Annotated in this window: 15 protein-coding genes and 1 tRNA gene; 13 read left to right on the top strand and 3 right to left on the bottom strand. The window is 69.2% G+C overall.

The genetic code is table 11. The features are described 5' to 3' along the window. Window positions 1–23: 23 nt before the first annotated feature. Entirely contained in the window at window positions 24–2,171 is a 2,148-nt protein-coding gene (locus IT182_15760; GenBank protein MCC6164806.1) for a thioredoxin domain-containing protein, read from the top strand. After that, entirely contained in the window at window positions 2,168–2,896 is a 729-nt protein-coding gene (locus tag IT182_15755) for a hypothetical protein (GenBank protein MCC6164805.1), read from the top strand. The genes IT182_15760 and IT182_15755 overlap by 4 nt, the downstream gene beginning before the upstream one ends. 101 nt (window positions 2,897–2,997) lie before the next feature. Here the strand turns inward: IT182_15755 and IT182_15750 are convergent, their stop codons facing one another. Beyond that, entirely contained in the window at window positions 2,998–3,915 is a 918-nt protein-coding gene (locus tag IT182_15750) for a formamidopyrimidine-DNA glycosylase (GenBank protein ID MCC6164804.1), read from the bottom strand. A gap of 130 nt (window positions 3,916–4,045) precedes the next feature. Here IT182_15750 and IT182_15745 point away from each other — a divergent pair, with 130 nt between their 5' ends. Together IT182_15745 and IT182_15740 are read left to right on the top strand one after the other, a co-directional pair. Continuing rightward, complete coding sequence (locus IT182_15745; protein MCC6164803.1) at window positions 4,046–4,477, top strand: hypothetical protein; 432 nt, start codon at window positions 4,046–4,048, stop codon at window positions 4,475–4,477. Continuing rightward, entirely contained in the window at window positions 4,474–5,070 is a 597-nt protein-coding gene (locus tag IT182_15740; protein ID MCC6164802.1) for a hypothetical protein, read from the top strand. The genes IT182_15745 and IT182_15740 overlap by 4 nt, the downstream gene beginning before the upstream one ends. Window positions 5,071–5,648: 578 nt before the next feature. Here IT182_15740 and IT182_15735 read toward each other — a convergent pair. Together IT182_15735 and IT182_15730 are read right to left on the bottom strand one after the other, a co-directional pair. Further along, a tRNA-Leu gene (locus tag IT182_15735) sits at window positions 5,649–5,734 on the bottom strand. A gap of 20 nt (window positions 5,735–5,754) precedes the next feature. After that, window positions 5,755–6,132, bottom strand: coding sequence for a hypothetical protein (locus tag IT182_15730; GenBank protein ID MCC6164801.1), 378 nt, complete (start codon window positions 6,130–6,132; stop codon window positions 5,755–5,757). A gap of 46 nt (window positions 6,133–6,178) precedes the next feature. Here IT182_15730 and IT182_15725 point away from each other — a divergent pair, with 46 nt between their 5' ends. The 9 genes from IT182_15725 to IT182_15685 all read left to right on the top strand — a co-directional run bounded on the left by IT182_15725 (window position 6,179) and on the right by IT182_15685 (window position 12,702). Continuing rightward, window positions 6,179–6,625: a hypothetical protein gene (locus IT182_15725; GenBank protein ID MCC6164800.1), complete on the top strand. Its 447-nt coding sequence runs from the start codon at window positions 6,179–6,181 to the stop codon at window positions 6,623–6,625. A 53-nt stretch (window positions 6,626–6,678) separates the two neighbouring features. Next, complete coding sequence (locus IT182_15720; GenBank protein MCC6164799.1) at window positions 6,679–7,605, top strand: phytanoyl-CoA dioxygenase family protein; 927 nt, start codon at window positions 6,679–6,681, stop codon at window positions 7,603–7,605. A 99-nt stretch (window positions 7,606–7,704) separates the two neighbouring features. Next, window positions 7,705–7,974, top strand: a complete 270-nt coding sequence (locus tag IT182_15715; protein MCC6164798.1) for a hypothetical protein — start codon at window positions 7,705–7,707, stop codon at window positions 7,972–7,974. Between the two features lie 10 nt (window positions 7,975–7,984). Next, window positions 7,985–8,122: a hypothetical protein gene (locus IT182_15710; protein ID MCC6164797.1), complete on the top strand. Its 138-nt coding sequence runs from the start codon at window positions 7,985–7,987 to the stop codon at window positions 8,120–8,122. A 110-nt stretch (window positions 8,123–8,232) separates the two neighbouring features. After that, entirely contained in the window at window positions 8,233–8,499 is a 267-nt protein-coding gene (locus IT182_15705) for a hypothetical protein (GenBank protein ID MCC6164796.1), read from the top strand. A gap of 109 nt (window positions 8,500–8,608) precedes the next feature. Beyond that, window positions 8,609–9,412 carry a DUF481 domain-containing protein gene (locus IT182_15700; GenBank protein ID MCC6164795.1) on the top strand — a complete coding sequence of 268 codons (804 nt, stop codon included), beginning with the start codon at window positions 8,609–8,611 and terminating at the stop codon, window positions 9,410–9,412. A 24-nt stretch (window positions 9,413–9,436) separates the two neighbouring features. Further along, entirely contained in the window at window positions 9,437–9,868 is a 432-nt protein-coding gene (gene mscL, locus IT182_15695; GenBank protein MCC6164794.1) for a large conductance mechanosensitive channel protein MscL, read from the top strand. Then, window positions 9,861–10,922 carry a glutamate formimidoyltransferase gene (gene ftcD / locus IT182_15690; GenBank protein MCC6164793.1) on the top strand — a complete coding sequence of 354 codons (1,062 nt, stop codon included), beginning with the start codon at window positions 9,861–9,863 and terminating at the stop codon, window positions 10,920–10,922. Before mscL ends, ftcD begins: the two co-directional genes overlap by 8 nt. After that, window positions 10,912–12,702: a TonB-dependent receptor gene (locus tag IT182_15685; protein ID MCC6164792.1), complete on the top strand. Its 1,791-nt coding sequence runs from the start codon at window positions 10,912–10,914 to the stop codon at window positions 12,700–12,702. The genes ftcD and IT182_15685 overlap by 11 nt, the downstream gene beginning before the upstream one ends. The last annotated feature ends 31 nt before the right edge of the window (window positions 12,703–12,733 follow it).

Here is a 12,733-nt window from a genome sequence, read left to right as displayed (position 1 = left end):
TACAACAGGCATAAGATGGGCCGATGGCCAATCGCCTGGCGGGTGAGAGCAGCCCGTACCTCCTGCAGCACGCCGACAACCCCGTCGACTGGTACCCCTGGGGGCCCGAGGCCTTCGCCCGCGCCCGAGAGGAGCGCAAGCCCATCTTCCTGTCGGTCGGCTACAGCACGTGTCACTGGTGCCACGTGATGGAGCACGAGTCGTTCGTACGGCAGGACGTGGCCGACGTGCTCAACGCGCACTTTGTCAGCATCAAGGTGGATCGCGAGGAGCGGCCCGACGTCGATCGCGTCTACATGCTGTTCGTGCAGGCGACGACGGGACACGGCGGCTGGCCGATGACGGTGTTTCTCACGCCGGAGCTCGAGCCGTTCTTCGGCGGCACGTACTTTCCGCCGACGCGGCGCGGCGGCAGGCCGGGGCTGCTCGACGTGCTGGAGGAGATCGGCCGTGCGTGGCGCGACGATCGCCTGCGCGTCACGACGTCGGCGACCACGCTGGCCGAACGCCTGCGGGAGGCGACGCGTCCCGAGGCACCGCCCGATGGCGGCGTGCACGTGGCGCCGGCCGCGACGCTCGACGAGGGACTGGCGCTGTACGCGCAGGCCTTCGACGGCCGCGACGGCGGATTCGGCCCCGCACCGAAGTTCCCGCGCGCATCGGAGCTCCTGTTCCTTCTCAGGCACCACGCGCTCTCGGGCAATCCCGACGGTCTCGACATGGCGGTGGCGACCGCGCGCGCGATGTCGCTCGGCGGGGTGCGCGATCACGTGGGCGGCGGCTTCCATCGCTACTCGGTGGACGCGCAGTGGCGCGTGCCGCACTTCGAGAAGATGCTCTACGACCAGGCGCAGATCGCCATCGCGCTGCTCGAAACGTCGCAGGCGTCCGGCGATCCGTTCCACGCGTCGGTGGCCGAAGACACGCTGGCCTACGTCCTGCGCGAATTGACGGCGCCCGAAGGCGGCTTCCATTCGGCCGAGGACGCCGACAGCGTGCCCGTCGAAGACGCCGCGATTCCGCACGCGACACGTCTCGAAGGCGCGTTCTACCTCTGGAGCCTCGACGAGGTGACCGATGCGGTGGGCGAGAGTCTCGCGCCGCTCGTCATCGAACGTTTCGGCCTGCGCGCGGAAGGCAACGCCGCCGATCCGCTCGGCGAGTTCCGCGGCCGCAACGTGCTCTACGTCGCGCGCGACATCGAGGATCTCGCCGCCACGACGGGCCGTTCCCTCGACGAGATCATCAGGGACCTGCGCGTGGCGCGCCAGCGACTGTTCGCCCACAGGCGCGAGCGGCCCCGCCCGTATCTGGACGACAAGGTACTGACGGCGTGGAACGGCCTGATGATCGCGGCCTTCGCGCGGGCCGCGCGCCAGTTGCGTGGCCAGAGCCCGCAGGCCGACGCATGGCTGCGCGCCGCCGAGCGTGCGGCGCACTTCCTCCGCGACACGATGTGGGATGCCAACAGCGGCCTCCTGTTGCGGCGCTGGCGCCAGGGCCTGGCGGGCATCGATGGGTATGCGGAGGATTACGCGTATCTTGCGTGGGGACTGCTGGAGCTCTTCGAGGCGACGGGCGACGTGTCGTGGCTCGAGTGGGCGCGGGATCTCCAGACGCAGCTCGACGCGCGCTTCTGGGACGACGTGGGCGCTGGCTGGTTCTCGACGACGGGAGACGATCCCAGCGTGATCCTGCGCATGAAGGAAGACTACGATGGCGCCGAACCCTCGGCGAGTGCCGTCGCCGTGGCCACGCTGCTGCGGCTGGTCCACCTGGCTCCCGATCCGGAGGCGCTCGCGCGCATCGAACGGACGCTTGCGCGTGGCGGGACGGCGATCGGTCGCGCGGCGCGCGCCGTGCCGTTCATGCTGGCCGATCTCGCGACGTATCACGCGGGCCTGCGACAGGTCGTGATCGATGGCCCACCTGACGATCCGGAGACGCGTGCGCTGCACGACGTGGTGGCGCGCCAGTACCTGCCGTTCACGATCGTGCTGCCCGTGACGAGCGTCGGGGCGCGCGCACGGCTGGCGCACCTGCTGCCGTTCCTGGAGACCGTCGGCTCGCGCGACGGGCGCCCGACGGCGTTCGTGTGCGAGCACTTCACCTGTCAGCTACCGACGTCGGATCCCGAGACACTGGCGCGTCAGCTCGGAGCCAGACCATGACCCTGCCGCACTCCATGCCGGAGCGTGCCTCGCGTGCCGACGACGGCGCGCTCGAAATCATCGTGCTGTCGCTCGAGGACGCGCTGGCGGCGGAAGCCGGCGGAGCGACGCGTCTCGAGGTCGTGCGAGACATCCACGAGGACGGTCTCACGCCTGACGTCCGTCTCGTGGAATCGCTGCTTGCACGCGTCGGCATTCCCTTGCGCGTGATGGTGCGGCCGCGCAACACGTTCGTGGTGGGGGACGACGCGCACCGCGAGGACATCGCGCGTGATGCCGCGGCGTTCGCCCAGTTGCCCGTCGACATCGTGACGGGCTATTTCGTGCGCGACGCCGATGGCAGGGCAGCGCTCGACGAGGATGCGCTGGCGCTGGTCGCCGCGCGCGTGCCCATGGCGCGTATCACCGTGCACCGTGTGGTCGAACGTCTCGAGGTGGATCCCGCCGCGGCACTGCACCGCCATGCCGCCGTCGATCGCGTGCTGTCGGGCGGCGGATCCGGGACGTGGGCCCTCAGGGCCGACGCACTCGCGCGGCTCCAGGCCTCCATCGCCCCGATCCGCGTCGTCATCGGCGGCGGCGTGACGCTCGATGGCATCGACGCGCTGGTCCAGCAGTCGACGCTGCGCGAGCTGCACATCGGCCGCGTGGCCCGCACCGGCGCCACCTTCGATGCCGCCGTCGACGCAGCCATCGTCGCGCGAATCCGCGCGAAGTGGGCCTGACGCGCCTGTCGAACGGGTTGAAACCCGTTCGCTCCAGAAGGTGACGGTGTGTGGGGCTCCATGCGGATCGGTGTAGGGGGGGACGCGCTCGCGTTGCCCCCCTACGGTGCGTCTGACCACCGTGTCGCCTTGTGCTGCTCCAGATCCTCCAGCGTCCGCGGCCAGTCCTCCCGGAGCAGCCGCGAGAGCGCGCGATCGGCCAGCAGCCGGCCTCCCGTCTGGCACTGCACGCAGTAGTTGGCCTCGTTGGAGGCGTAGACCACTCGCTGGATGGGGGTGCCGCAGACGGGGCATGGCTGGCCGTAGCGGCCGTGCACGGCCATCCCCGGATGGAAGGCTGTGACCTTCTCGGGGAAGGCGTCACCCGCTTCGTCCTGGAGGCGTGTCGTCCAGCGGGTGAGGACGTCGCGCGTGGCCTGATGGAGGCGCCGCATGTCCTCGTCGCCGATCGCGCCTGTCTGCCTGAACGGCGACAGGCGGGCGGCATGCAGGACCTCGTCGGAGTACGCGTTGCCGATGCCGCTCAGGATCCGCGGATCGGTAAGTGCACGCTTCAGCGTGTGGTTCTCGCGTCGCAAGGCGGCGTCGAACGCGTCGAACGACGTTCCCAGGACGTCGAGGCCGCCGGGATCGTAGTGGGCGAGTGCGTCTCGTCCCCGCACCACGTGCAGGGACGCGCGTCGCTTCGTACCGGCTTCGGTCAGCAGCAGCGTGCCGTGCTCGAAATCGACCGCCAGCAAGCCGACCTTGCCCGACACTGCCGCTCCCGGCGCCCGCCATCGGAAGCGTCCCGCGATCATCAGGTGGATGGCGATGAACAGGTCGTCGTCCAGGGTGAAGACGATGCGCTTGCCCAGTCGCTCGAGATCGACGACCGTGCGCCCCTGGACGGCGTCGAGTGGCGGCTCGACGGAGCGCAGCAGGAACGGTGACGCCAGCCTGACCCGCGCGATCGCCTGGCCGACGACGCGCGGCCGCAGGGCGTGCAGATAGAGCAGGACATCAGGCAACTCCGGCACGCCCCCATCGTCGACCGCGCCTGTCAGCGTGTCAATCGCCGCGCCGTGCTCAAGTCAGGGAATCCCGTCGAGGGGATCGCGCATTGACATGCGGTTGCGGTTGACATACGGTTGCGGTATGAATGGCACCGTGTCGTCTCGGATCACACCCCGGGAGCGCGCGTCGCAGCTCGTGGCCGAGGCGCCGGACCTGCAGTGGGTTCGTCGCCTGGTCGACGACCTCGACCGCCGCTTGCGGTCGGCGCCCCTGGAGCGGTTGCTGGCGCTGTGGGATGTGTCGGCATCGGAGGCCGCGTCGATGTTCGGCGTGTCGCGCCAGGCGTTCTCGAAGTGGCGTCGCACCGGGCCTCCACCGGATCGGGCGCCGGCGATCGCGGCGATGGCGACCGCCACCAATCTGCTGGATCGGCACGTCTCGCGTGAGCGCATCGCCGCCGTCGTGCGACGTCCTGCCGCGATGCTCGACGGTCAGTCGCTGTACGACTGGGCCATGGCCGGCCGCTACGACGATGTCGCACGGACGGTGGAAACCATGTTCGACCTGCGGCGTGTCCAGCCGTGACGCCGCGACGCATGCGGCTGCCGACTCGCCGCGTGTGGCTCCGGGTGGCGTCGCCGGTCTGGCGAGACCCGCTCGACCCCTCCTGGGCGGGTGAACGAGGCGGTCGCTGGAACGCGCCGAACGCCGGGCCCACGCTGTATCTCAACGGAGACGTCACGACGGCTCGCCTGCAGATCGAGCGGATGCTCGCAGGATCGCCCGTGACCGTGGACGATCTGGACGAGGACGCGTACGTCCTTGTCGCGGCGACGTTGCCAGCGATGCAGACGGTAGCGGATGCCGTGACCGAACGTGGAGTGCGCGCGTTGGGGCTGCCGGCAAGCTACCCGCGACGTGCGGACGGGAGCGCTGTCGGGCACGACGCCTGCCAGAGGGCAGGGGCGCGGGTTCGGGAGCGCCGTCTGCGCGGTGTCTGGTGCCGATCGGCGTGTACGCCTGACGGACGCGGTCGCGAACTGGCATGGTTCCCGGCGACGGCCCGTTCGAGCGCTCGTCCCGTCTGGACACGGCCGTTGTCCTTCGGTCGGTGGCGTTACGCCGTGACGTGGCGCGACCTCGACCTCGACGAACAGCCGGATCCGACTGCAGCGTGACCGGGGGAGCCCGGAGAGTCGGCAACCAGGGAGGGACGCGCGCGGGCCCGACCCCAGGCACCTCTTCGCGCAGGACCTGCATGGGCTCGACGCGAGCCGCGCGCACGGACGGGATGACTGCCGCCACGGCGGCCGCCATCAGCACCAGGAGTGCGGCGGACGCAAGGGCCTTGCACGAGGCGAATCGTGGCGACCGCTGATCGCGTCTATGCCGATCCCGGCGCGCTGCTGAAGCTGTACCTCCATGAGCCTGAGTCAGCCGCGATGAATGTCTGGTCGCGACGCATGAAGGAGGCCCTGCCGATGTCCAGCGGCGCGCCGACAGGCGGAGCCGCGGGCCTGAGCACCGCTCCGGGCGCGCGGGGAGCGGTGCGAGCCGAAGTGCCGGGAGTGGGGATCGAGTCGAGCGGCGAGCCCGGAGGGCGGAGCCGCGGACCTGAGCACGGTGCCGCGCACGATGGGGAGCGGAGCGAGCCAGAGTGCCGGGAGTGGGGATCGAGTCGAGCGGCGAGCCCGGAGGGCGGAGCCGCGGACCTGAGCACGGTGCCGCGCACGATGGGGAGCGGAGCGAGCCAGAGTGCCGGGACCGGGGCTCGAACCCGGACGGTCCTTCCGGACCAGCGCATTTTAAGTGCGCAGCGTCTGCCAGTTTCGCCATCCCGGCGTTGTATGCCCTCCCGCGTGTCAGTGCACCACACCGCCGCCCGACGTCGGGGCGTTGACGGCGTCGGTCAGCAGCCCCTCGAGCGTCGCCTGCGGGATCGCGAACGGGCCGGCGACGGCGGACGCGCTGTGGATCTCCAGGGCCAGCACGACCCCCTTCTCGTGCGGCGACACGATCCAGTTGATGCCGCGGAACGTGAGCGTCGACGGTTCGTCGGTGCGGCCCGGGTTGAGCGCGCGGTCGATGGCGAGCAGCGTGGACTGCAACACGGTGGCCGCGTCATCCGCGGTCCACGCGGCCGGCGCCGCGCCGATGTGGTGCACCGTCTCGCTGTACACCTGTTCGTCGCCGCGCAGCATGATCTCGACCTGATACGTCGTGGGAGCGTGGGTGGTCATCAGCGCCTCACAGGATCGCACGGATTCCCCTGCTACACTCGCGCCGATGCTGACGCCGGGCGAATTCGTGGACCGCGTGGCCGAGTGGGTGGCGACAGTCAATCGCGCCAGCCTCGACCTGCCTGACGGCCTCCTCCACAAGGACGCGGTGTTCCGCCTCAACGGGCGCGCCTACGAAGACACGCTCGGACGACCGGTGACCGACCCGCTCGTGCGCCTCGTCGCGCGCGGCCCCGGCGGCTATCGACTGCTGTTGAAGGCCCTGCAGTTCACGCTCACGACGCCCGAACTGGCGCTCCGGGACTTCGACGTCCGCAACGGCCTGGCCACCGGCCATGCCGATCTCACGGGCCATCTCCGTGACACCGGCGAGGCCTGGCTCTGCAACGCAGACATCGTGATGACGATCGATGTCGACGGCCGGATCACGGAGCTGGCCGTGCAGATGGATCCCGTCGCCGTCGCCCGCCTCCAGCAGGCACGCCAGGCCTGATCGCATCGTGACAGGTCATGTCCCCACGCGCTGACACGAGGAGAGACAGAGACATGCAACCCGCGAACAGTCACCCCACCACTACAGCCACGAAGACACAGTTGAAGGACATTCAGAAGCGACTGCCGTCACGCGTGTTGTCGAGCGAGGACTGGGAGCACTGGACGACGAAGGGGTATGTGGTGGTGCGACAGGCGGTACCGCCGGGCAACGTGGAGCGGCTGGTCGACGTGCTGTGGCGGTTCGACGAGAAGGATCCGTCCGATCCCGAGACGTGGTACGCGCCGCAGCGGCGCGATCACAAGATGCCGGAGTTGAACCACACGGGGATGCTCGAGATCTACAACCACCAGGCGCTGTGGGACAACCGCATGGCGCCGCGCGTGTACGACGCGTTTGTCGACATCTGGGACCGCGAAGACCTCTGGGTGACGATCGATCGCGCCAACCTGAACCCGCCGAAGACAGTGAAAGGGAATCCGAACGGGTTCATCCACTGGGACGTGGATACGTCGCGGCGTCCGCTGCCGATCGGCGTGCAGGGCGTGCTGAGTCTCGCGAAACAGGACGGCGAGGTGGGCGGGTTCCAGTGCGTGCCGGAACTGTTCTCCGGCTTCGATACATGGGTGCGGACGCAGCCTGCCGACAGGGATCCGATGCACCCCGACACGGCGGGACTGACGATCGTCAACGTCGATCTCGATGCCGGCGATCTCCTGATCTTCAACTCGCTGCTGGCGCACGGCATCCGCCCCAACCACTCCACCGATCGCGTGCGGATGGCGCAGTACATCTCGATGCACCCGGCCGACTGGGACGACACGGCGGATCGCGAGGAGCGCGTGCGGTTGTGGCGCGAGCGCGACTCACCGAAACGCGATGCGTTCCCCGGCGATCCACGAGGCTGGGAGCAGGTACATGCCGAGACGGCCACGCTCACGCCCCTCGGCGAACGTCTGCTGGGTTTGACGCCCTGGTGACGGGCTCACGCGAGGTTTTACATCCTTAACGGCCGTCTCGGTGCATGCTGTGGGGGCCAGCACCTGCGACCGGTGTGTCCCCCTCACACCGCGCAGCGCATGACCTTCGAACGTCGCTTGTTGATGGGCTGGACCCGCGATCTCGCGCTGGCGTACGTCGGCGGCTTGATCGTGGGTGCACCGTTGGCGCTCGCCGCCGTGTGGCTCACCGGCATCAGATGGTTGACCACGGTGTGCCTGCTTGGTGCCATGGTCGTCCTGTTCGTCGCCCTGCGACGGCGCGCGACGACGTCTGTCTCCACGCCGGTCCCGGTCCTGGTGGCGTCGCCCGACGACGCACTGCCCGTGCGGCCGCGCCGTGTTGCCTGAGGTTCGCGTGGTGCACGAGCCCGTGTGGATGAGCGTGGCTCTCGCCGTCGCCGTGTGGACCTGCGCGCTCCTGGCGTTGCCCGCGCTCACCGACGCGGTGCTGGAGGCCACGCGCGTTGCGGCGCGCTACACGATCTCCCGCAGTTGACGCCCTCCTGCTACACTCTTTCGGATCGCGCGTCGCGCGTTGCGTACAATGGTGTCCGGCTCGACAGCGGGAACCGTCTGTCGAGAGCCACCGACCAAGCGAGGACGCACATGAACGCGCAGATTGGCATGGAGATCAACGAACGCGCCCGCCGGGCTCTGACCCGCGTGCCTCCCTCCGTCAGGGTCACAGACGAAATGGTGGCCGACGTGGCTGACGCCTTGCGTGGAGCCGTTCGTGCGGCTTACCAACATGCCGCCGTGATCGCCACGAGCCGCACGCACGACGGTGCCGCGCTCGAGGAGTCCCGTGCCCGCCGCGCCGAAGGCGAGGCGCTCGCGCACGCGTACGAGAAGCTGGCCAACGAGAGCCGCTGACGGCGGACCCGCTCTCGTCCCGAGCCGGCTGCAGACGAGCGGGCGACCCAGGCGTGGTCCCCGACGCCAGCGGACCAATCCCGCGAAAGGACGAGCAAGCGTGTCGAACGTGAGACGAGTGAGAGTGTGGCGCCGGGCGCTGCCCGGCATGATGGTGGCAGGGTTGTTGAGTGCGCCGGCGATGGCACAGGAGCCGGCGGTGCCGGCGTCGATCCCTCCGTGCGAGTGCGCCGAACCCGCGCCGCCGCCGCCACCTCCGCCGCCCGTGTGGACCGGCTCCTTCGGCGCGGGCCTTGCCCTCACGCAGGGCAACAAGGACACGACCAACCTCAACCTGTCCTTCGATCTCAAGCGCGATCCGAAGACGAAAACCATCTTCAAGGCAGACGGCCTGTACATCCTGGCCACCGAGGACGGCACCGAGAACGTGGATCGGGGCATCCTGAACGGACGCGTCGAGCGACTGGTGACCGATCGCGTCTTCGTGTTCGGGCAGGTGGGGTACCTGCGCGACCGCTTCAAGGAGATCGACTATCTCGTCGCGCCGACCGTGGGTGTGGGCTACAAAGTGGTCGCCACCGATCGCACCACGTTCGACGTCGACTCCAGCGTCGGTATGGTGTTCGAGAAGAACACGGGCTTGGACATCGAGAAGGACGGCGCGGTCACCGCGGGCGAGAAGTTCACGCACAAGATCTCGTCGACGGCCGCGCTGACCCAGGGCGCCACGGCGCTGTGGAAGATGGACGACTTCGGCGACGCGATCTACACGTTCAGCGCCGGTGTTGCGGCGTCGATGACTTCGCGCATCCAGTTGAAGCTCGAGTTCCAGGACATCTACGTGACTCGACCGTCTGGTGTCGCCGACAAGAACGACATCGCCTTCATCACGGCGCTCGTGTACAAGTTCTGACCGCCCTCACACCGGAGGCTTCGCATGCTGAAAGAGTTCAAGGAGTTCATCGCCCGCGGCAACGTCATCGACCTCGCCGTCGGCGTCATCATCGGTGGGGCCTTCGGTGCCATCACCAAGTCCGTCGTGGACGATCTCGTCATGCCGGTGCTCGGCCTGCTGCTCGGCAAGGTCGACTTCGCGAACCTCTTCGTCACGCTGAGCCCGGGCTCGCTTGCGGGTCCGGCTGCCACGCTGGCGGACGCCAAGGCCGCCGGTGCCGTCACGCTGAACTACGGACTCTTCATCAACGTGGTGATCAACTTCCTGTTGATCGCGTTCGCGGTGTTCCTGCTGGTGAAGTTCGTCAATCGCGTCCGTGCGCAGATCGCCGGTCCCGACGAGGTGCCGGCGACACCCGATGAGGTGTTGCTGCTGCGGGAGATTCGAGACGAGCTCAAGCGCGGTCGTGCCTGACGTCCCGCGATCCGAGGACGGACGGGACGCGCCGATCGTCGAGTGCGTCCCGAATGTCTCGGAAGGGCGCGATCCCGATACGATTGCCGCCCTTGCCGCCGCCGTACGTACGTCACCCGGTGTGCGGCTCCTCCATGTGGACGCAGGTGTCGACGCACATCGCACGGTGTTCACGTTCGCCGGTTCGCCGGAAGCCGTCGGCGATGCCGCTCTCGCGCTGGCTCGCGAGGTGGCCGCGCGCGTCGATATGCGTCGCCATCGTGGCGCGCATCCTCGACTCGGCGCTCTCGACGTCTGTCCGTTCGTTCCGGTCAGTGGCGTGTCGCTCGGCCGGTGCGCGCTGGTCGCGCGCCGCGTGGCGTCGACGCTCGCGCACGATCTCGACCTGCCCGTCTATCTCTATGAAGCCGCGGCCTTCGATCCCATGCGCCGCGCCTTGCCGGATCTCCGTCGCGGCGAGTTCGAAGGATTGGCGGAAAAGCTGCGCGACACCGCCTTCACGCCAGACTTCGGTCCCGACCGTCCGCATCCCTCCCTCGGCGCGGCGATCGTCGGGGCGAGACAGTTCCTCGTCGCGTGGAACCTCTCGCTGGCAACGGCCGACGTCGCCATCGCTCGCGCGATCGCGGGTCGCGTGCGTGCGTCGGGCTGGACGGAAGGCCAAGGGAGCACGCATGTGCGTCATGCCGGCCTGTTGCCTGCCGTGCGTGCCGTGGGGTGGGGCATGCCTGCGTACGGTCACGCACAGGTCTCGCTGAACCTGCTGGATTTCACGGTCACGCCGATGCACGTCGTCTGGAACACCGCATGTGAGGTCGCCGAGTCGATGGGCACGCGCGTGATCGGGTCCGAGTTGATCGGCCTCGCCCCACTCGAGGCGCTGCGTGCGGCAGGCCGTCACGTTCGTGATACGCACGAGACCGATGAAACGGACGATCGGGCATTGGTGGCGGCGGCGGTGCGACTGCTGGGACTCGACGCGGTGCATCCGTTCGATGCCGACACGCGCGTGCTCGAATGGGCGATGCGCACGGACGTGACCGATGCGTACTGATCTCCCGCTGATGCTCCTGACGCTGATCTACCTGTGCGCGTCAGGCGTCACGCACGCGCAGACACCATCCACCGTTCCCGGACTCGACGAACGCATCGTTGTCACGGGCACCGCCGCGCCGGCGACCGCCGGCTCGGTCGGCCGGACGCTCGCGATCGTCACGGCTGACGATCTGCGCCAGTTGCCGGTGGCGTCAGTGGCCGACGCCCTGCGCCTGCTGCCGGGCGTGTGGGTGCGTCACCGGGGACCGTTCGGGTCGCAGACCGACGTGAGCGTGCGTGGGGCGTCGTTCGGCCAGACGCTGGTGCTCGTGGATGGCGTCCGTCTCAACGACGCGCAGACGGGGCATCACAACGGCGATCTGCCCGTGGCGCTCGAAGACATCGCACGCATCGAACTGCTCTCCGGCGCCGGGTCGTCGTTGCACGGTGCCGACGCCGTCGGCGGCGTGATCAACATCATCACGAAGCAGACGGCCGACGCGCCGTCGGCGCGGATGGCGGCAGGGCAGCACGGACTCGTGCAGGCCGGCGTGGCGTGGCGCCCAGCGACGGTCCCCGTGCTCGCGGGCATGAGCGCGTCCGTGGATCGATCCACGGGCTTCGCGCCGGCGCGCGACTTCCTGCACCGGCAGGTGCGGGCCGATCTGCGGCTTGGCACCACCACGCTTGCCGTGGCGTTGCTCGACAAGGACTTCGGCGCGGCCGGCTACTACGGGCCCGCGCCCTCGCACGAGCGGACCAATCAGGTGCTCGTCACGGCCAGGCAGAACCGGAAGCTGCGTGGCGCGTGGTCGCTCACCGCCGACGCGTGGTATCGCTCGCACGGCGACACGTTTCTGTACGACCCCCGCGCGACAGGTGCGCAGCCGAATCGTCACCGCACGCACGCGGTCGGTGGTGCCATCAGGTTCGGTGGCGCGCTCTCCTCGACGATGCGGCTCACGTCGGGCGTGGAGGCGACAGCCGACTGGCTTCGGTCGTCGGCGCTCGGTGCGCGTGAGGAAGGCCGCGTCAGCGCGTTCGCCGAACTCGAAGCGCGAGCCGGCCGTCTCCTGCTGTACCCGAGCGTCCGCGTGGACGCCTACTCGACGTTCGGAACGGCCGTCAGTCCGTCGCTGGCCGTCGCCTTGCCGCTGCGCCCGCGCGTGAAATGGCGCGCGAGTGTCGGGCGGGCCTTTCGCGTCCCGACGTTCACCGAGCGCTACTACACCGATCCCAATCACCTGGCGAGCCCGTCGCTCGAGCCGGAGCAGGGATGGACAGGTGACACCGGTGTGGACACATATCTCGGCGGATCGTGGGTGGGATCGGTCACCACCTTCGTACGCCGTGAACGCGATGTGATCGACTGGGTGCGTCCCGATGCAACGGTCCGCTGGCGGACCGAGAACATCAGGGACGTGCGCAGTCACGGGTTCGAGGCGTCGTTGCGTGGCCGTCGCGGGCCGGCGGCGATCGGACTCCAGTACGCCTTCACGCGCGTCGAGACGGGCGCGCTGGTCGGGCTGTCGAAGTACGTGGACGACTACGCGCCGCACGGGCTCGGCGGCGACATCGCCGTGCAGCTGCCGTGGGCGCTGTCGGCCGGCGCGCGCGTGGAGCATCGGCGACCGTATGCGCGGGATGCCTGGACCACGCTCGACGTGCGGCTGGCGCGCCCCGTGAAGCGCATGACGATGTTCGTCGAAGCGGCCAACATCGGAGATGCGCGCTACGAGGAGATTCGCGGCGTGGCGATGCCCGGCCGCTGGCTGCGCGCCGGCGTCAGCGTACGGTAGGGAGGGCCGGCAACCGGCAACGGGCAACCGG

This window comes from Acidobacteriota bacterium (assembly GCA_020845575.1).
In the GTDB taxonomy this organism is placed as follows: domain Bacteria; phylum Acidobacteriota; class Vicinamibacteria; order Vicinamibacterales; family Vicinamibacteraceae; genus Luteitalea.
The sequence above is the reverse complement of the archived record's forward strand: the minus strand, read 5'-3'. Positions and strand labels throughout refer to the sequence as shown.

Excerpts from the sequence above, each read along its gene's own strand:
- IT182_15715 (MCC6164798.1), top strand. The coding sequence starts at position 7,705 with ATGACCTTCGAACGTCGCTTGTTGATGGGCTGGACCCGCGATCTCGCG.
- IT182_15720 (MCC6164799.1), top strand. The coding sequence starts at position 6,679 with ATGCAACCCGCGAACAGTCACCCCACCACTACAGCCACGAAGACACAG.
- IT182_15730 (MCC6164801.1), bottom strand. The coding sequence starts at position 6,132 with ATGACCACCCACGCTCCCACGACGTATCAGGTCGAGATCATGCTGCGC.
- IT182_15705 (MCC6164796.1), top strand. The coding sequence starts at position 8,233 with ATGAACGCGCAGATTGGCATGGAGATCAACGAACGCGCCCGCCGGGCT.
- IT182_15685 (MCC6164792.1), top strand. The coding sequence starts at position 10,912 with ATGCGTACTGATCTCCCGCTGATGCTCCTGACGCTGATCTACCTGTGC.
- IT182_15760 (MCC6164806.1), top strand. The coding sequence starts at position 24 with ATGGCCAATCGCCTGGCGGGTGAGAGCAGCCCGTACCTCCTGCAGCAC.
- IT182_15755 (MCC6164805.1), top strand. The coding sequence starts at position 2,168 with ATGACCCTGCCGCACTCCATGCCGGAGCGTGCCTCGCGTGCCGACGAC.
- IT182_15725 (MCC6164800.1), top strand. The coding sequence starts at position 6,179 with ATGCTGACGCCGGGCGAATTCGTGGACCGCGTGGCCGAGTGGGTGGCG.
- mscL (MCC6164794.1), top strand. The coding sequence starts at position 9,437 with ATGCTGAAAGAGTTCAAGGAGTTCATCGCCCGCGGCAACGTCATCGAC.